Annotated in this window: 17 protein-coding genes; 9 read left to right on the forward strand and 8 right to left on the reverse strand. The window is 69.6% G+C overall.

All coding sequences use genetic code 11. The features are described from left to right. Positions 1-98: 98 nt before the first annotated feature. The 4 genes from ABTX62_RS34245 to ABTX62_RS34260 all read right to left on the reverse strand — a co-directional run bounded on the left by ABTX62_RS34245 (position 99) and on the right by ABTX62_RS34260 (position 2772). On the reverse strand, positions 99-575 hold the full coding sequence (locus tag ABTX62_RS34245; protein ID WP_352119830.1) for a MarR family winged helix-turn-helix transcriptional regulator: 477 nt from the start codon (positions 573-575) through the stop codon (positions 99-101). A 117-nt stretch (positions 576-692) separates the two neighbouring features. Continuing rightward, entirely contained in the window at positions 693-1493 is an 801-nt protein-coding gene (locus ABTX62_RS34250; protein ID WP_352119831.1) for an AIM24 family protein, read from the reverse strand. Continuing rightward, entirely contained in the window at positions 1490-2140 is a 651-nt protein-coding gene (locus ABTX62_RS34255; protein ID WP_352119832.1) for an AIM24 family protein, read from the reverse strand. The genes ABTX62_RS34250 and ABTX62_RS34255 overlap by 4 nt, the downstream gene beginning before the upstream one ends. Then, a complete protein-coding gene (locus tag ABTX62_RS34260; protein ID WP_352119857.1) occupies positions 2140-2772 on the reverse strand; it encodes an AIM24 family protein in 633 nt (210 codons plus the stop codon). Before ABTX62_RS34260 ends, ABTX62_RS34255 begins: the two co-directional genes overlap by 1 nt. Positions 2773-2941: 169 nt before the next feature. Here ABTX62_RS34260 and ABTX62_RS34265 point away from each other — a divergent pair, with 169 nt between their 5' ends. The 5 genes from ABTX62_RS34265 to icmA all read left to right on the forward strand — a co-directional run bounded on the left by ABTX62_RS34265 (position 2942) and on the right by icmA (position 6382). Then, positions 2942-3286, forward strand: a complete 345-nt coding sequence (locus ABTX62_RS34265; protein ID WP_352119833.1) for a DUF3817 domain-containing protein — start codon at positions 2942-2944, stop codon at positions 3284-3286. Then, complete coding sequence (locus ABTX62_RS34270; RefSeq protein WP_352119834.1) at positions 3283-3576, forward strand: MTH1187 family thiamine-binding protein; 294 nt, start codon at positions 3283-3285, stop codon at positions 3574-3576. Before ABTX62_RS34265 ends, ABTX62_RS34270 begins: the two co-directional genes overlap by 4 nt. Before the next feature lie 94 nt (positions 3577-3670). Continuing rightward, positions 3671-4180, forward strand: a complete 510-nt coding sequence (locus ABTX62_RS34275; RefSeq protein ID WP_283972439.1) for a MarR family winged helix-turn-helix transcriptional regulator — start codon at positions 3671-3673, stop codon at positions 4178-4180. Between the two features lie 43 nt (positions 4181-4223). Continuing rightward, positions 4224-4562: a DUF3817 domain-containing protein gene (locus tag ABTX62_RS34280; RefSeq protein WP_283972440.1), complete on the forward strand. Its 339-nt coding sequence runs from the start codon at positions 4224-4226 to the stop codon at positions 4560-4562. Positions 4563-4681: 119 nt separating this feature from the next. After that, the gene (gene icmA, locus ABTX62_RS34285) at positions 4682-6382 is read left to right on the forward strand and encodes a coenzyme B12-dependent isobutyryl-CoA mutase large subunit (RefSeq protein WP_352119835.1); all 1701 of its coding nucleotides are present in this window, start codon (positions 4682-4684) and stop codon (positions 6380-6382) included. A gap of 139 nt (positions 6383-6521) precedes the next feature. On the opposite strand, the gene ABTX62_RS34290 is transcribed toward icmA, so the two are convergent. After that, on the reverse strand, positions 6522-7157 hold the full coding sequence (locus ABTX62_RS34290) for a TetR/AcrR family transcriptional regulator (protein ID WP_352119836.1): 636 nt from the start codon (positions 7155-7157) through the stop codon (positions 6522-6524). 235 nt (positions 7158-7392) lie between these two features. Here ABTX62_RS34290 and ABTX62_RS34295 point away from each other — a divergent pair, with 235 nt between their 5' ends. The 4 genes from ABTX62_RS34295 to ABTX62_RS34310 all read left to right on the forward strand — a co-directional run bounded on the left by ABTX62_RS34295 (position 7393) and on the right by ABTX62_RS34310 (position 11693). Further along, positions 7393-8367: a tetratricopeptide repeat protein gene (locus ABTX62_RS34295; RefSeq protein WP_352119837.1), complete on the forward strand. Its 975-nt coding sequence runs from the start codon at positions 7393-7395 to the stop codon at positions 8365-8367. Positions 8368-8988: 621 nt separating this feature from the next. After that, complete coding sequence (locus ABTX62_RS34300) at positions 8989-9648, forward strand: DUF6230 family protein (RefSeq protein ID WP_352119838.1); 660 nt, start codon at positions 8989-8991, stop codon at positions 9646-9648. 109 nt (positions 9649-9757) lie between these two features. Beyond that, complete coding sequence (locus ABTX62_RS34305; protein ID WP_352119839.1) at positions 9758-10312, forward strand: DUF6114 domain-containing protein; 555 nt, start codon at positions 9758-9760, stop codon at positions 10310-10312. Further along, positions 10302-11693 carry a hypothetical protein gene (locus ABTX62_RS34310; protein WP_352119840.1) on the forward strand — a complete coding sequence of 464 codons (1392 nt, stop codon included), beginning with the start codon at positions 10302-10304 and terminating at the stop codon, positions 11691-11693. Before ABTX62_RS34305 ends, ABTX62_RS34310 begins: the two co-directional genes overlap by 11 nt. A gap of 117 nt (positions 11694-11810) precedes the next feature. On the opposite strand, the gene pyk is transcribed toward ABTX62_RS34310, so the two are convergent. The 3 genes from pyk to pta all read right to left on the reverse strand — a co-directional run bounded on the left by pyk (position 11811) and on the right by pta (position 16629). Then, positions 11811-13238: a pyruvate kinase gene (gene pyk / locus ABTX62_RS34315; protein ID WP_352119841.1), complete on the reverse strand. Its 1428-nt coding sequence runs from the start codon at positions 13236-13238 to the stop codon at positions 11811-11813. A 74-nt stretch (positions 13239-13312) separates the two neighbouring features. After that, positions 13313-14530 carry an acetate kinase gene (locus ABTX62_RS34320; RefSeq protein ID WP_352119842.1) on the reverse strand — a complete coding sequence of 406 codons (1218 nt, stop codon included), beginning with the start codon at positions 14528-14530 and terminating at the stop codon, positions 13313-13315. Then, entirely contained in the window at positions 14527-16629 is a 2103-nt protein-coding gene (pta, locus tag ABTX62_RS34325; protein ID WP_352119843.1) for a phosphate acetyltransferase, read from the reverse strand. The genes ABTX62_RS34320 and pta overlap by 4 nt, the downstream gene beginning before the upstream one ends. Positions 16630-16818: the final 189 nt, after the last annotated feature.

Below are 16818 nucleotides of genomic sequence, written 5' to 3' on the forward strand. Positions count from 1 at the left end.
ACACCCAGTACGAGGGCTTGCACCCGGCACGCCGAGAGCACGCACCGGACGCCGCTCCTTGACGGGCAAACGTTGCCTGCCGCGGCACTAGCCGGGGGTCACGGGCGCCCGCGCTGCCCGCGCAGGTGCTCCGCGATGGGCTTGAGGGACTTGTCGAGTTCGGTCAGGGCCTCGGGGGACAGCAGGTCGATGAAGTGCCTGCGCACGGACGCCACATGGTGGGGCGCGACCTTCTGCATCGTCGCCATGCCGTGGTCGGTCAGGACCGCGTAGAGTCCCCGGCGGTCCGACTCGCAGTTCTCCCGCCGGACCAGGTTCGCGTTCTCCATACGCGTGATCTGGTGTGAGAGGCGGCTCTTGGACTGGAGGGTGGCGGAGGCGAGGTCGCTCATCCGCATCCTGTGGTCCTCGGACTCGGAGAGATTCACCAGGATCTCGTAGTCGTTCATTGTCAGGCCGAACGGCTGCAGGTCCTTCTCGAGCTGGTACGTCAACAGCCTGTTGACCTCCAGGTGGGTGCGCCAGGCGCACTGCTCCGCATCGGTCAGCCAGCGGGTGGCCGTCTCGGTCTCCATGAATGAAGTCTACCTAAAAGGTTGAAAGGCGAACTAGTGAGGGGTGGCGTGTGACCGCGTACACCTGGGCGAACGGTAGTGCGCAGGCGTTCGATGTCACACTCCGCAGACTACCGCTCACAGCCCGAAGCGACGCTGGAGGTCCCCGAGCTGTCCGGGAAGACGCGGTACCCCGGGCTGCCCGGCCTGAGGGCTGTGCGCCCCGCCGCCGGGCACGCCCGCCTGGTGTGGAACGACCCCCGTGGCGTGTTCGGCCATCAGGGTCTCCGACGACTGGAGCAGCACCGTCCCGGCGCCGACGAACTCGAACTGGTGCTCCTCGCCGGATGCCCCGCCGAGGCCCGTCAGTGCACGTAGACCGCCCATGACGCCGGTCATGTACCCGTGGTCGTAGTGATGGCACGGGGAGGGGCAGTCGGCCCAGCCGACCAGGGCCTGGGGGTCGACCCGGATCGGGGGCTCCATGAACACCACCGGGCCGTTCGAAGCGGCCACGAACTTTCCGGTTCCGATGAGGGTCAGAAAACCCGGCACGATTGATTGCTTCAGTGACAGAGTTGGCTGAAAAGCGAGGAGGTTGCCCGAGCGAATGGTCAGGTTGCCCTCTTCGAGGTCGTACGAATTGACGTCGAAGGCCCGGTCGGCGAGGAGCATCTTGCCCGAGCCCTCCGCCACGACCCAGTCGCTCGCGTGCAGTGGCGAATGGAAGGACGTGCGGACGAGACGGTCCAGCCGGCCGTGTCCGACCCCGTTGAAGTCGATCGAGCCGTAGTAGGCGATCATCTTCCCCTTCTGCAGGAACCACTGGCTCCCTTTGAGCTCCACGCAGAAGGTGTACGCGTTGACGTTGTCGTCGGGCGGCAGCGTCGCCGGGTCGAAGACCGCGGGGCCGGCGCCGGGGCTTCCGTACGTGCTCACAGCTTCTCCTCCGACGCCTGGACGTACACCGCACCGCTGCCGCTGAGCTCCAGCTGGAACGCCTCGCCCGAGCCGCGGCCCACCATGTCCCGCCAGCCCAGGGCCGTGGACAGCTTGTTGCGGACGTCGCCGTGGTGGGCGACGTAGGCCTGCGGGTCCACATGGACCGGCCGCTGCGGGCCGATCGGGATCTCGATGACGCCGCCGTGGGCCATCACCGCGACGGCCCCGTGCCCCTTCAGCGTGGTCGTGAAGAGCCCCTGGCCGCTGACCTGGCCGCGCACCATGCCCATGACGCCGCCCTGCGAGCCCAGGAACATCGTGCCCTGCTGGAGCGAACCCTCGAAGGCCAGGAGGCGGTCCGCCTCGACGTAGAGCGTGTCGCCGGTGAGCCGGATCACCTGGATGTGGTGCCCGCCGTGCCCGAAGAGGACCGTGCCACTGCCCTCGACGGTCATCAGGGGGGTGTCCTCGTCGGCGACCCGGCGGCCGATCATCGACATGATCCCGCCCTGGCCGCCCGCCGTGTTGGGCGTGAAGGACACCTCTCCCTTGTACGCGAGCATCGCGCCGCGCTGACTGAACAGCCGTTGCCCCGGCGTGACCGTCGCCTCGATCATCCTGCCGTTGATCTCCCGGAAGGCCATCACACGTCTCCCGCGATCGTGTTCCGCTCGCTCGGCTGCACGTACACCAGACCGTCCCCCTCGAACCGCATCTGGAAGGCCTCGCCGCCACCCTCGCCGAGCAGTGTGCGGAACGTCACACCGGACTGGAAGGACTGCCGCAGGTTCCCCTGGTGCGCCACGTACGCCCCCGGGTCGACGGTCAGCGGGTACTGCGGGCTCACCCGCAGCACCACCGCCGGGCCGTCCGACATGATCGCCGCCTGGCCGTGGCCCTCGACGGTCGTGGTGAACAGCCCGTTGCCCTGCGACGCGCCGCGCAGGCCGGTGAACTCCGTGCCCGTGCGCAGCCCGCCGTCGGTCGCGAGCAGGTTGCTCGACTCGACGTAGAGCTTGTCGCCCTGGACGCCGACCAGGTTGATCTCGGAGGCGCGGTCCGCGAACCAGCAGGTCCCGCGCCCCTTCACCTCCATCAACGTCATCTGCTCACCGGTCAGCCGCCGGGTCACCATGCCCCGGATGCCCTCGCCGCCGCCGCTGAGCTTCTTGAAAGCCATCTCCCCGTCGTACGCGACCATCGAGCCGTTCTTCGCCTTCACGGCATCCCCGGTCATGTCGACGGCGAGCACCTTGCTGCTCTGAAGTCGGAACATCGCCACGAAGGGACGGTATCCGCAGGCCGGGCCCCGCGGACAGGTCCCGTGGGCGGAGAACGTCCCTGAGTACACCCCTAGGGGTCCGGGCTCCCCGGGGTTTGCCACAATGGGCGGGACGCTTGTGCGTGCGTTCACAAACCCGTTTCTCTCCCACCGAAGGTGACCCGTGGACCTCAAGACCGCCACCGCCATCCGCCGCCTCCGCCTGGTCTCGGCCCCGGAGGCGATCTCGTTCCTCCTCCTGCTGGTCTGCTCGGTACTGAAGCGGACCACGGACTTCAACGCCGTGCCGGTGATGGGCATGGTGCACGGGGTGCTGTTCGTCCTGTACGTGATCTTCTGGGCCGACGCGTGGAACCGCGCGAAGTGGCCGCTGAAGACCGCCGCGCTGTACTTCGTCCTCTCGGTGCTGCCCGCGGGCGGGTTCTTCGCCGAGCGCAGGCTGCGGCGTGAGGCCGACGACGCGGTCATCGCGTCCCGCGCCCGCGAGGAAGGCGCGGTGAAGGCATGATCGTCGCCTTCTCCGTGACGCCGCTCGGGGTCGGCGAGGACGTGGGGGAGTACGTCGCCGACGCCGTGCGGGTGGTGCGCGAGTCGGGGCTGCCGAACCGGACCGACGCGATGTTCACCTCTGTGGAAGGAGAGTGGGACGAGGTGATGGACGTCATCCGCCGCGCGGTCGCCGCGGTCGAGCGGCGTGCCCCTCGGGTCTCCCTGGTCCTCAAGGCGGACATCCGCCCCGGTGTGACGGACGGCCTCACGTCCAAGGTGGAGACGGTGGAGCGGCACCTCGCCGAGTAGGCACCCGGAGCGGTGCCGGCGACGCGGACCCGCCGCACGCCCGAAGGGCGAGACAGGGCTGACCACCATGTGACCGGCCGGTAGGGTCGGGTTCGTGCCGAAGCCGCTCAGTCTCTCCTTCGATCCGATCGCGCGCGCCGACGAACGCTGGAAGCAGCGCTGGGGAAACGTGCCCTCGATGGCCGCGATCACCTCGATCATGCGTGCCCAGCAGATCCTCCTCGCCGAGGTCGACGCCGTGGTCAGGCCGTACGGGCTGACGTTCGCGCGCTACGAGGCGCTGGTGCTGCTCACCTTCTCCAAGTCCGGCGAGCTGCCGATGTCCAAGATCGGTGAGCGGCTCATGGTGCATCCCACGTCCGTGACGAACACCGTGGACCGGCTGGTCAGGTCGGGGCTGGTCGCCAAGCGGCCCAATCCGAACGACGGCCGCGGCACCCTCGCCAGCATCACCGACAAGGGTCGCGAGGTCGTCGAGGCGGCCACCCGGGATCTGATGGCGATGGACTTCGGGCTCGGCGTGTACGACGCCGAGGAGTGCGCGGAGATCTTCGCGATGCTGCGGCCGCTGCGCGTGGCGGCGGGCGACTTCGAGGAGGAGTGACCCGGGGCAAGATCTCCCGGAACGGGTCGTTACGCTCGACGGCATGAAGAAGAGCGTGCTGACCCGCTATCGCGTGATGGCCTACGTCACCGGCGTACTGCTGGTCCTGCTGACCCTCGGCATGATCGGCAAGTATGTGCTCGACCTGAACGGCGCGGCCGACTTCACGCGCGTCGTCAGCATCGCGCACGGCTGGCTGTACGTCGTGTACCTGATCTTCGCCTTCGACCTCGGTTCCAAGGCGAAGTGGCCGGTGGGCAAGCAGCTGTGGGTGCTGCTCGCCGGAACCATCCCGACGGCCGCGTTCTTCGTGGAGCGCCGGATCAGCCACGAGCTGGAGTCCCGGATCACCGAGGACGCGCCCGCGCCCGCCGAGGCGTAACCGCGCGCAGGCGCCGTCACCGCCGTACGCGCGCGTGCGGCGGTTCGGTCTCACCCGTTCGCCGGGTCACGGCCGTCAGCCATCGACATTTACTAGGACGTCCAAGTAACTTCGAGGGTATGGACGCTGACGCCATCGAGGAGGGCCGCCGCCGCTGGCAGGCCCGGTACGACGCCGCGCGTAAGCGCGAAGCCGACTTCACCACGCTCTCCGGCGATGCCGTGGAGCCGGTGTACGGGCCGCGGCCCGGTGATGCCTACGACGGGTTCGACCGGATCGGCTGGCCGGGGGAGTACCCCTTCACGCGCGGCCTGTACGCGACCGGCTACCGAGGGCGGACGTGGACCATCCGGCAGTTCGCCGGGTTCGGCAACGCAGAGCAGACCAACGAGCGCTACAAGATGATCCTGCGCAACGGCGGAGGCGGGCTCTCGGTCGCCTTCGACATGCCGACGCTCATGGGCCGCGACTCCGACGACCCGCGCTCGCTGGGCGAGGTCGGGCACTGCGGTGTCGCCATCGACTCGGCGGCCGACATGGAGGTCCTGTTCAAGGACATCCCACTGGGCGACGTCACGACGTCGATGACCATCAGCGGCCCGGCCGTCCCCGTCTTCTGCATGTACCTGGTCGCCGCAGAACGGCAGGGCGTCGACCCGTCCGTGCTCAACGGCACGCTCCAGACGGACATCTTCAAGGAGTACATCGCCCAGAAGGAGTGGCTCTTCCAGCCCGAGCCGCATCTGCGGCTCATCGGCGACCTGATGGAGCACTGCGCGGCCGGCATCCCCGACTACAAGCCGCTGTCCGTCTCCGGCTACCACATCCGCGAAGCCGGGTCGACGGCCGCGCAGGAGCTGGCGTACACGCTGGCGGACGGCTTCGGGTACGTCGAGCTGGGCCTCTCGCGCGGACTGGACGTGGACGTCTTCGCCCCCGGCCTGTCCTTCTTCTTCGACGCGCACGTCGACTTCTTCGAGGAGATCGCCAAGTTCCGCGCGGCCCGCCGCGTCTGGGCCCGCTGGATGCGCGACGTCTACGGCGCGAAGTCCGAGAAGGCGCAGTGGCTCCGCTTCCACACCCAGACCGCGGGCGTCTCCCTCACCGCGCAGCAGCCGTACAACAACGTCGTACGGACGGCGGTGGAGGCGCTGGCGGCCGTGCTCGGCGGGACGAACTCGCTGCACACCAACGCGCTCGACGAGACCCTCGCCCTGCCGAGCGAGCAGGCGGCGGAGATCGCGCTGCGCACGCAGCAGGTGCTGATGGAGGAGACCGGCGTGGCCAACGTGGCCGATCCGCTGGGCGGCTCCTGGTACGTCGAGCAGCTGACCGACCGCATCGAGGCGGACGCGGAGAAGATCTTCGAGCAGATCAAGGAGCGCGGACTGCGGGCGCACCCCGACGGGAAGCACCCCATCGGACCGATCACCTCCGGCATCCTGCGCGGGATCGAGGACGGCTGGTTCACCGGGGAGATCGCCGAGTCGGCTTTCCGGTACCAGCAGGCGCTGGAGAAGGGCGACAAGAGGGTCGTCGGCGTCAACTGCCACACCGGGTCGGTGACCGGGGATCTGGAGATCCTGCGGGTCAGCCACGAGGTGGAGCGCGAGCAGGTCCGGGCGCTGAGCGGGCGGAAGGCGGCCCGTGACGAGGCCGCGGTGCGCACCGCCCTGGAGGCCATGCTGGCCGCCGCCCGCGATGGCGCCAACATGATCGAGCCGATGCTGGACGCGGTGCGCGCGGAGGCCACGCTCGGGGAGATCTGCGGAGTGCTGCGGGACGAGTGGGGGGTGTACACCGAGCCCGCCGGGTTCTGACCCGCGGCCGCCCGAGCCGGGGCGACGCCGCCGGTCGCCGGACGGCAGACCTGATGTGCCCCGGCGGCGTGGGGCGTGCGGCATCACACCCCGCAGCGCACGGCCGGGAGCGGGTCACCCGGGCGGGCAGGGGCGCTGCTCAGCCGTCGGCCGACCGGGCGGCCTCTCCCGCCAGGCCCCGCAGCAGCACGCCGGTGAAGCCGCGGACCCATTCCTCGTCCGCCGGTTCCGCGCTCACCAGGGTGCGGTGGACCACCGCTCCCGCCACCATGTCGAAGATCAGGTCCACCGTGCGGGCGGCCGACGCGGGGTCCGGTTCCGGCGGGAGCTCGCCCCGTTCCTGGGCCCGCGCGCGGCCCTCCAGGACCAGGCGTTTCTGGCGGTCGACGACCGAGGCCCGGATGCGTTCGCGCAGGGCCTCGTCGCGGGTGGCCTCCGCCACCACCGCCATCAGGCCGCTTCTCGCCTCCGGGAGCGCCAGGATCGCGGCGAACTGGAGGACCACGCCCTCGATGTCGGCGGCCAGGGAGCCGCGGTCGGGGAGCCGCAGCTCGTCGAAGAGTTCCGCCACCGCGTCGACGACCAGTTCGTTCTTGCCCGCCCAGCGACGGTAGAGCGTGGTCTTCGCAACCCCGGCGCGCGTCGCCACGTCTCCCAGGGTGAGCTTGGACCAGCCCAGTTCCACGAGAGCCTCGCGGGTCGCGGCCAGGATCGCGGCGTCCGCCGTGGCGCTGCGCGGACGCCCCGTGCGGCTGGCTGGGCTGCGGCTCTGCATCTGCCGACCATAAACCGGCGGTTCCTGTGCGGCCGTGAGGGAGATCACCGGGGGGTGGTGTCCCGGGCGGGCGGAGGGGCATTACGCTACGACTCGTAGCGAAAGCCCGTGAGGGACGTACACGGGTCTTGGCACACCCGGCGTGGGGTGGGGACCCGGCGCCGAAAGGCACCGGACCGGCCTTGCTTTCACACCGTTTTTCACACGCGCGCGCAGTACGGGGGAGGATAGGCGCATGCAGCCACGGAACATGTCCATGAGCGGAGTCGTCGACCTCGCCGCGGTGAAGGCGGCCCAGGAGGCCAAGGCGAAGGCGGAGCAGACGCGCGCACAAGCAGCCCGGGAGGGCGGAACGGGGGCGATCTCCCCGGCCGACCTCGTCATCGACGTCGATGAGGCGGGGTTCGAGCGGGAGGTCCTGCAGCGGTCCGCCGAGGTGCCGGTCGTCATCGACTTCTGGGCCGAGTGGTGTGAGCCCTGCAAGCAGCTCAGCCCGGTGCTGGAGCGGCTGGCCGTCGAGTACAACGGCCGCATTCTGCTCGCCAAGGTCGACGTCGACGCCAACCAGATGCTGATGCAGCAGTTCGGCATCCAGGGAATCCCCGCGGTGTTCGCGGTCGTCGCGGGGCAGGCGCTGCCGCTCTTCCAGGGAGCGGCGGGCGAGGCGCAGATCCGCCAGACCCTCGACCAGCTGGTGCAGGTCGGTGAGCAGCGCTTCGGCCTGACCGGTCTCACCGTCGACCCCGAGGCCGAGCCGGGCGGTGCCCCGTCGGCGGCCGAACGTCCGGCCGGCCCGCACGACGGGCTCCTCGAGTCCGCCGTGCAGGCGCTCGACTCGGGCGACCTGCCCGGTGCCGTCCAGGCGTACAAGAACGTGCTGACCGAGGACCCGGGCAACGAGGAAGCCAAACTGGGCCTCGCACAGGCGGAGTTGCTCCAGCGGGTGCAGGGCGTCGACCCGCAGCGGGTGCGCCGGGACGCGGCCGACAAACCGGCCGATGTGCAGGCGCAGATCGCCGCCGCGGACCTGGATCTGGTGGGCGGCCATGTGGAGGACGCGTTCGGCCGGCTCATCGAGACCGTGCAGCGCACGGTGGGTGACGACCGGGACACCGTACGGATGCGGCTGCTGGAGCTGTTCGAGGTCGTGGGGCCCGACGATCCCCGGGTGATCGCGGCGCGCAGGGCGCTGGCCCGCGCCCTGTTCTGACCAGTCGTTAAACGCGCGGGCATGTGATGCCCGCGTGAAAAGTCTGTCCCCAAGGGGTCACCGCGGCCGCGCTTTGCCAAATCTTGGCAATCGCGGCCGCTGTTACTACAAGTAAGTCCCGGACGTTGATCTGTCGGATTCTGTCCATCGATCAACAGCTTTGTACGGCCGTTCGGCACCACCCTGTGTCGCCGGTCGAGATCGATGGGTCGTTGTTCGGTTATCCGGCCGTTACTAGCGAGTAACGAACCCCCTTGTGCGGGCGGCGAGAATGCACCACGATCGGCCACGCTCGGTCCAATCCCGTACCCCGGCAGCCGGTTGGGTCGCGGGACATCCTGGGTCCCCACCGAGCAGAGCCGGCGGCAGTGGCGCCGGCTCTTGGACAGGGGGGTCTTCGCCCTTCCGGTGAAGCCTGTCCAGCAGGGTTGTGCGTGATGCGTGTCAGGCGCGACCAGTGGTTGTCGCTCGGGGGTGATCGCCGGTGATTCGGGCGCAGTTGCGCCGCCGAGTGCAGGCGCTCTCCTTCCCGAGGACGTAGCACTTCTCCCATCCCTGCCCGGCTGAGCCTCGGATCGAGGCTGGTCAGGACAGGAGATGTACGTCCGAGAAGGAGGAAATATGGAGTCCCAGGTGCGTGGCGGGACCAGATGGAAGCGGTTCGCTGTGGTCATGGTGCCCAGCGTCGCCGCCACGGCTGTGATAGGCGTGGCGCTGGCGCAGGGTGCTCTCGCGGCATCGTTCAGTGTGTCGGGGCAGTCGTTCAAGGTCACGGCGAAGGAGCTCAACGGTACGGGCTTCTCCCAGTACGGGGCTGTTGATCCGGGGACCACCCTCTCCGGTGAGAAGACGGCTCACGCGGTGGCGGTCTCAGCGTTCAAGTCGGCCTACATCGAGAAGATGTGCCAGTCCGTTGTCACTCCGAGCGTTCCTTTCCTCGGGGACGTCACTCTGAGGCTGGAGGCAGGTGACAGCAGCGACCAGAAGAAGCAGGTCTACGCCAAGAACCTGTACATCGATGTCGAGGACCTTCAGGCGGACGCCGAGTTCCACAACATAGACATCGGCGTGGCGGCCGGTGCCATGAAGAACGGCCCCGGCCCCGGCATGAAGGGTGGCAAGGAGCAAGCCAACCCGAACGGCTTCGGCCAGCAGGCCGAGTCGGCGACGCTGCGGGACGTGAAGCAGACGGCATGGGCGACCACTGCCGGAACTTTCAAGCTGAGCGGTCTGCACATGTCGCTGCACAAGGGCAAGGGCGCCGGCATCGAGTGCTACTGAGCACTCCCTGACGGGCGGGGAGCCGACGGCGCCCCGCCCGTCCGCCATCGACCCGCCTCTTCACTCACCACCCTCACCACAGCAACGCCGCACCAGGGAGCTGTTTTCCATGAGCGCCGAGACCTCTGCCGCGCGCGGCCAGTTCATCCGCCGGAGGCTGCAGTTCCGCGCCTGGCGGGGCGCAAGGCCGTTCTGGGCCGGCCTGTTCATCATGATCGGCGGGGTTCCGATCATGTACTTCCCGTACGCGCACATCCAGTTGGGGCATCTGACCCTGGCGATGTCCACCACCGCGGGCGCCGGCTCCCTGATCATCGGTGTGCTGCTCGTCGTACTGGGCATCAGCCTCTGGTTCCAGAAGTACATCCGGACCTTCGCGGGCGTCGCGGCGATTCTGTTGGGCCTGGTTTCCATTCCGGTGTCCAACTTCGGCGGCTTCATCATCGGTTTCCTGTTCGCCCTCGTCGGCGGCGCGATGGCAGTGGCGTGGGTGCCGGGTGAGCCGCCCGTGGTGGAGGGCACCTCGAACACAGGCGCCGCGCCTCAGGCCACGGACCCGGACACGACGGCCCTCGAGGCGGTGGGGGACGGGATGAGCGGCCCGAACGATCTGTCAGGAACGAACCCGGCTAACGGGGCGAACGGGAGGCACAGTGCCGGCTGACGAGGTGACCCACGGGGCTGAGGTGGGGGCGTCCCGTGTGAGAACCGGGCCGCGCCACGCGGCACCCAGGAAGCCGCTGTTCACCAGGTTCAGCAGGCCGACCGGCAAGGCGATAGCCATGACGGCGATGCCGACGGCGGTGCTCATGGGGTTGGGCTTCACGTCGACGCTCGCCATCGCCGACAGCGACACTCCGGCGGCACCGACGTCGAAGAGCCTGACGGTCGACGAGTACAAGGACTGTGTGGCGGCACTGGAGGACTCCGGCAAGGAATCCGACAAGGACGCCGACAAGGACTCCGCCTCGCCCACGCCGTCCCCCTCCGCGAGCGATGGCGCGTCGGACGAGAAGGACGACGACCAGGGCGACACGGCCCCGAAGCCGTCTCCCTCGGGTGCCACGGACGCGAACAACGGCGGTTCCTCTTCGTCGGATTCAGTTGCCGACGACAAGGCCGAGCCGAAGCCGAGCCCGTCCACGAGCGCGCCCGCCACGGGCGGCGACGACGCGGAGGCCACTCCGTCCCCCTCGCCGTCCGAGAGCGGCGGCAACCTGCTGGAGGGCATCGGCGACGCGATCGGCGGCATCTTCGACGGTGGGAAGGGCGAGGACAGTGGCGGGGCGAGCTCCGCCCCGACCCCGTCCGCCTCGGCGTCGCAGAGCACCGAGAAGCCGGCCGAGGACACCTCCGGCGCCGGCGAGGACACGGCCGAGGAGGCCACCGGCACGGTCGAGGACACCGTCAAGGACACCACCGGCAAGGCGTCCGACACGGTGAAGGACACCGGCAAGACGGTGGAGGACAGCACCAAGGCCGTCGAGAAGGAGGCCGAGGACGCGGCGGAGAAGGCCGCGGAGGCGACCGCCTCGCACAGCCCCTCCCCGAGCGCCACCACCGACCCTGACGACTGCCCGGCCGCCACCGACGCCGAGGGCGGCGTCGACAACAAGGTGCCGCTGCCCGACGACCCGTGGTTCCTCAACGCCAGCTCGCTGACGCTGAAGGGCGCCGACTACCAGGGCATCGTCGAGGTGCGGACCGCCAACGGCACCGTCAAGAAGGTGCTGAAGTACGTCATCTCCGGCGGCACCGACATCGGCGACCTGCACCAGACGGTCAAGGACAAGCAGTCCGGCAAGACCTACCACGTGCAGGCCGCCAAGGGCTCGACGTCCACGATCACCGGTGGCGACACCGTGATGTACACGGAGAGCATCTCCGGCAACCTGCTCGGGCTGATCCCGATCACGTTCGACCCGGAGCACCCGCCGCCGCTGAACATCCCGCTGATCTACTTCACCAACGTGACGGTCCAGCAGGCCGGCCAGTTCGGCGGGACCCTGCACGTGCCGGGGCTGCACAACTTCGTCACCGACTGAGCGCCCCCCGCAGCCTGTTCGGGAGCCGCACACACCGAGGGCGCCCCCTGGAGATCCAGGGGGCGCCCTCGGTGCCGTGTACAGGCCTTCACGGCCCGTGGGGGTCTTTTCGCCGGATCAGCCCTTGGCTTCGCCCAGGTGGTGGACCCGCACCATGTTGGTCGTGCCGGGGACGCCGGGGGGCGAACCGGCGGTGATGACCACGATGTCGCCGTCGTTGAAGCGGTTGAGCTTGACCAGCTCCTGCTCGACCAGGGCGACCATCTCGTCGGTGCTGTTCACGAACGGCACCACGTGCGGCTCCACGCCCCAGCTCAGCGCCATCTGGTTGCGGGTGGCCTCGTCGGTGGTGAAGGCGATGATCGGCTGGACCGCGCGGTAGCGCGAGAGCCGGCGGGCGGTGTCGCCGGACTGGGTGAAGGCCACCAGGCCCCGGCCGCCGAGGAAGTCGGCGATCTCGCACGCGGCGCGGGCCACCGAGCCGCCCTGCGTGCGGGGCTTCTTGCCCGGCACCAGCGGCTGCAGGCCCTTGGACATCAACTCCTGCTCGGCCGCGGCGACGATCTTCGACATCGTCTTGACGGTCTCGATCGGGTACGCGCCCACACTCGACTCGGCGGACAGCATGACCGCGTCGGCACCGTCCAGGATCGCGTTGGCCACGTCGGAGGCCTCGGCGCGGGTCGGACGGGAGTTGGTGATCATCGACTCCATCATCTGGGTCGCCACGATCACCGGCTTGGCATTGCGCCGGCACAGCTCGATCAGGCGCTTCTGCACCATGGGGACCTTCTCGAGCGGGTACTCGACGGCCAGGTCACCGCGGGCGACCATCACACCGTCGAACGCCATCACGACGTCCTCCATGTTCTGCACCGCCTGCGGCTTCTCCACCTTGGCGATGACCGGGACGCGGCGGCCCTCCTCGTCCATGACGCGGTGCACGTCCTGGACGTCCTTGGCGTCGCGGACGAAGGACAGCGCGACCAGGTCGCAGCCCATGCGCAGCGCGAAGCGGAGGTCCTCGATGTCCTTCTCGGACAGCGCGGGCACGTTGACGGCCGCGCCGGGCAGGTTGATGCCCTTGTGGTCGGAGATGACGCCGCCCTCGATGACGATCGTCTTCACCCGGTGGCCCTCGACCTCGGTGACCTTCAGCTCGACGTTGCCGTCGTTGATGAGCACCTGGTCGCCCTTGGTGACATCGCCGGGCAGGCCCTTGTAGGTCGTCCCGCAGATCGTCTTGTCGCCGGGGACGTCCTCGGTGGTGATGGTGAACTCGTCACCGCGCACCAGCTCGACGGGACCCTCGGCGAAGGTCTCCAGACGGATCTTCGGGCCCTGGAGGTCGGCGAGGACACCGATGGCCCGGCCGGTCTCCTTGGCGGCGGCACGGACCCGGTCGTACCGGCCCTGGTGCTCGGCGTGCGAGCCGTGGCTGAAGTTGAAGCGGGCCACGTTCATGCCGGCTTCGATCAACGAGACGAGCTGATCGTGGGAGTCGACCGCGGGGCCGAGAGTACAGACGATTTTCGAACGGCGCATGGGGGCGATCCTATCGGTTTGTTTCGCAACGGAATATTCCGTCTGGCGGAAAATACAAAAGGGCGGGTTGCCGCTCAGGTGTGATTCCCCGAACCAATTACCAGCGCGTAGGTCTGTGTCGCGATCTCCAATTCCTCGTCGGTGGGCACCACCGCCACGGCGACCCGGGCGCCCTCGGGCGAGATCAGCCGGGCCTCGTCACCGCGCACGGCGTTGCGCTCGCCGTCCACCGCCAGGCCCAGCCCTTCGAGGCCCGCCAGGGCGGCCGCCCGCACGGGAGCCGCGTTCTCACCGACACCGGCGGTGAAGGCCACCGCGTCCAGGCGCCCGAGCACGGCGTAATAGGCGCCGATGTACTTCTTCAGCCGGTGAATGTAGATGTCGAACGCCAGCTCCGCCTGCTCGTCGCCCGCGTCGACGCGGCGGCGGATCTCCCTCATGTCGTTGTCACCGCACAGACCGATCAGACCGCTCTTCTTGTTGAGAAGAGTGTCGATCTCGTCGGCGGACATTCCACCAACACGCATCAAATGGAAGATGACGGCCGGGTCCATGTCTCCGGAGCGCGTACCCATCACGAGCCCCTCCAAAGGCGTCAGGCCCATGGAGGTGTCCACGCACCGGCCGCCCCGCACGGCCGAGGCCGACGCCCCGTTGCCCAGGTGCAGCACGATCACGTTCGTCTCGGACGGGTCCTTGCCGAGCAGCTCGGCGGTGGCCCGGGAGACGTAGGCGTGCGAGGTGCCGTGGAAGCCGTAGCGGCGGATGCGGTGCTCGTCGGCGGTCCTCACGTCGATCGCGTAGCGGGCGGCCGACTCCGGCATGGTCGTGTGGAACGCGGTGTCGAAGACGGCGACCTGCGGCAGGTCGGGGCGCAGCGCCCGGGCCGTGCGAATGCCGGTGAGGTTGGCCGGGTTGTGCAGCGGGGCCACCGGGATGAGCCGCTCGATCTCGGCGAGCACGGTGTCGTCGATCACGGTCGGCTCGGTGAAGGTCTTGCCCCCGTGCACCACCCGGTGCCCGATCGCGGCCAGTTCGGGCGAGTCCAGACCCAGGCCGTCCTTGGCGAGCTCCTCGGCGACGGCCTTCAACGCGGCGTCGTGGTCGGCGATCGCACCGCCGCGCTCCCGGCTCCCGCCGCCGGCCGGGGTGTGCTTCAGCCGGGAGGACTGCTCGCCGATGCGCTCGACCAGGCCCACCGCCAGCCGGCGGCTGTCGCGCATGTCGAGCAGCTGGTACTTCACCGACGAGGAACCGGAGTTGAGGACGAGGACACGGGTCGGGCTGCTCACTGGGCGGTCGCCTTCTCGCTCGGGGACGGGGCGGGGGACTGGGCCTGGATCGCCGTGATGGCGACGGTGTTCACGATGTCGGAGACCAGGGCGCCCCGGGACAGGTCGTTGACCGGCTTGCGCAGACCCTGGAGCACCGGGCCGACGGCGATCGCGCCGGCCGAGCGCTGCACGGCCTTGTAGGTGTTGTTGCCGGTGTTCAGGTCGGGGAAGATCAGCACGCTCGCCTGCCCGGCGACCTCGGAGCCGGGCAGCTTGGTCGCCGCGACCGACGGCTCCACGGCGGCGTCGTACTGGATCGGGCCCTCGATCTTCAGGTCGGGCCGGCGCGCGCGGACCAGCTCGGTGGCCTCGCGCACCTTGTCGACGTCGGCGCCCGAGCCGGAGGTGCCGGTGGAGTACGACAGCATCGCGATCCGCGGCTCCACGCCGAACTGCTCGGCCGTGGTCGCCGACTGGATGGCGATGTCGGCCAGCTGCTCGGCGTTCGGGTCCGGGTTGACCGCGCAGTCGCCGTAGACGAGGACCCGGTCGGCCAGGCACATGAAGAACACGGACGAGACGATGTCGGCGTCCGGCCTGGTCTTGATGATCTCGAAGGCCGGCCGGATGGTCGCGGCCGTGGAGTGCACCGAGCCCGACACCATGCCGTCGGCGAGGCCCTCCTGGACCATCAGCGTGCCGAAGTAGTTCACGTCGGACACCACGTCGTGGGCCAGCTCCACGGTGACGCCCCGGTGCGCGCGCAGGGCCGCGTACTTCTCGGCGAAGGCGTCGCGCAGGTCGGAGGCGGCCGGGTCGATCAGCTGGGACTCGCCGAGGTCGATGCCGAGATCGGCGGCCTTCTTGCGGATCTGGTCGACCGGGCCGAGCAGGGTCAGCTCGCACACGCCGCGGCGCAGCAGCACCTCGGCCGCGTGCAGCACCCGCTCCTCGGTGCCCTCGGGCAGGACGACCCGGCGCAGGTCGGAGCGGGCCTGCTCCAGCAGCTTGTGCTCGAACATCATCGGCGTGACGCGGTCGCTGCTCGGCGCGGAGACGCGGCGCGCGAGGTCGCCGGTGTCGGCGTACCGCTCGAACAGGCCGAGGGCCCGCTCCGCCTTGCGCGGGGTGGCGGCGTTGAGCTTGCCCTCCAGGGAGAACAGCTGCTCGGCGGTGGGGAAGCTGGTGCCGGCCACCGACAGCACCGGGGTACCGGGCGCGAGGCGGTCGACGAGGGTGAGGATGTGGTCACCGGGCACCTCGTCCAGGGTGAGCAGCACGCCCGCTATCGGCGGGGTGCCGGCGCTGTGCGCGGCGAGCGCGCCGACGACCAGGTCGGCCCGGTCGCCCGGGGTGATGACGAGGCAGCCGGGCGTCAGGGCGCCCAGGAAGGTCGGCAGCATCGCGCCGCCGAAGACGAAACCGAGCACGTCCCGGGCGAGCCCCGAGTCGTCGCCGAGCACCACCTTGGCGGCGAGGGCGTGGCCGATCTGCGAGACGGTCGGGGCGGACAGCGCGGGCTCGTCGGGCAGGACGTAACAGGGCACGGGCAGCCGGGAGTCGAGCTGGCCGGCGATCTCGTCACGGTCCTCGCGGGCCACCCGGTTGGCGACCATGGCCAGGACGTCGCAGCCGAGGGTGGCGTAGGCGCGGTAGGCGTTGCGCGTCTCGGCGAGCACCGACTCCACGGGCTGCTTGCGGCCGCCGACGACCGGGATCACGGACGCGCCGAACTCGTTCGCCAGCCGGGCGTTGAGCGCCAGCTCGTCCGGGAGCTGGGTGTCGGCGTAGTCGGTGCCGAGGACCAGGACGACGTCGTAGTCCCGGGCGACGAGGTGGAAGCGGTCGACGAGCGTGGACACCAGCTCGTCGGTGCCGGCCTCGGCCTGGAGGGCGGACGCCTCGTGGTAGTCCATGCCGTAGACGGTCGCCGGGTCCTGGGTGAGCCGGTAGCGGGCGCGCAGCAGCTCGAAGAGGCGGTCGGGCCCGTCGTGGACCAGGGGGCGGAACACACCGACCCGGTCCACCTGCCGGGTGAGGAGCTCCATGACCCCCAGTTCGACGACCTGGCGTCCGTCGCCGCGGTCGATGCCGGTCACGTACACGCTGCGGGTCACGCGCGCTCTCCGTTTCGTCTCGAGTGGGGGAGGCCTCACGCCACTGCTGTCCAGCCAGGGGCAGAAAAATCGCCCACCGAGGTGAGCAGAACCCTCTTGACAATACCTCTGCGGCTAGATAAGGCGCCCGGCAGGCCGGGGGTGCCGCACCGGGCCGTGGGGCGTGAAACAATCGGCAGTGGCTCACCG

This window comes from Streptomyces sp. NPDC096046 (genome assembly GCF_040303285.1).
GTDB lineage: Bacteria > Actinomycetota > Actinomycetes > Streptomycetales > Streptomycetaceae > Streptomyces.

What these genes read in the sequence shown, in the direction of transcription:
- ABTX62_RS34245 (WP_352119830.1), bottom strand. Translation starts at nt 575, where the DNA reads ATGGAGACCGAGACGGCCACCCGCTGGCTGACCGATGCGGAGCAGTGC.
- ABTX62_RS34255 (WP_352119832.1), bottom strand. Translation starts at nt 2,140, where the DNA reads ATGGCCTTCCGGGAGATCAACGGCAGGATGATCGAGGCGACGGTCACG.
- ABTX62_RS34260 (WP_352119857.1), bottom strand. Translation starts at nt 2,772, where the DNA reads ATGTTCCGACTTCAGAGCAGCAAGGTGCTCGCCGTCGACATGACCGGG.
- ABTX62_RS34270 (WP_352119834.1), top strand. Translation starts at nt 3,283, where the DNA reads ATGATCGTCGCCTTCTCCGTGACGCCGCTCGGGGTCGGCGAGGACGTG.
- ABTX62_RS34280 (WP_283972440.1), top strand. Translation starts at nt 4,224, where the DNA reads ATGAAGAAGAGCGTGCTGACCCGCTATCGCGTGATGGCCTACGTCACC.
- icmA (WP_352119835.1), top strand. Translation starts at nt 4,682, where the DNA reads ATGGACGCTGACGCCATCGAGGAGGGCCGCCGCCGCTGGCAGGCCCGG.
- ABTX62_RS34290 (WP_352119836.1), bottom strand. Translation starts at nt 7,157, where the DNA reads ATGCAGAGCCGCAGCCCAGCCAGCCGCACGGGGCGTCCGCGCAGCGCC.
- ABTX62_RS34295 (WP_352119837.1), top strand. Translation starts at nt 7,393, where the DNA reads ATGCAGCCACGGAACATGTCCATGAGCGGAGTCGTCGACCTCGCCGCG.
- ABTX62_RS34300 (WP_352119838.1), top strand. Translation starts at nt 8,989, where the DNA reads ATGGAGTCCCAGGTGCGTGGCGGGACCAGATGGAAGCGGTTCGCTGTG.
- ABTX62_RS34305 (WP_352119839.1), top strand. Translation starts at nt 9,758, where the DNA reads ATGAGCGCCGAGACCTCTGCCGCGCGCGGCCAGTTCATCCGCCGGAGG.
- pyk (WP_352119841.1), bottom strand. Translation starts at nt 13,238, where the DNA reads ATGCGCCGTTCGAAAATCGTCTGTACTCTCGGCCCCGCGGTCGACTCC.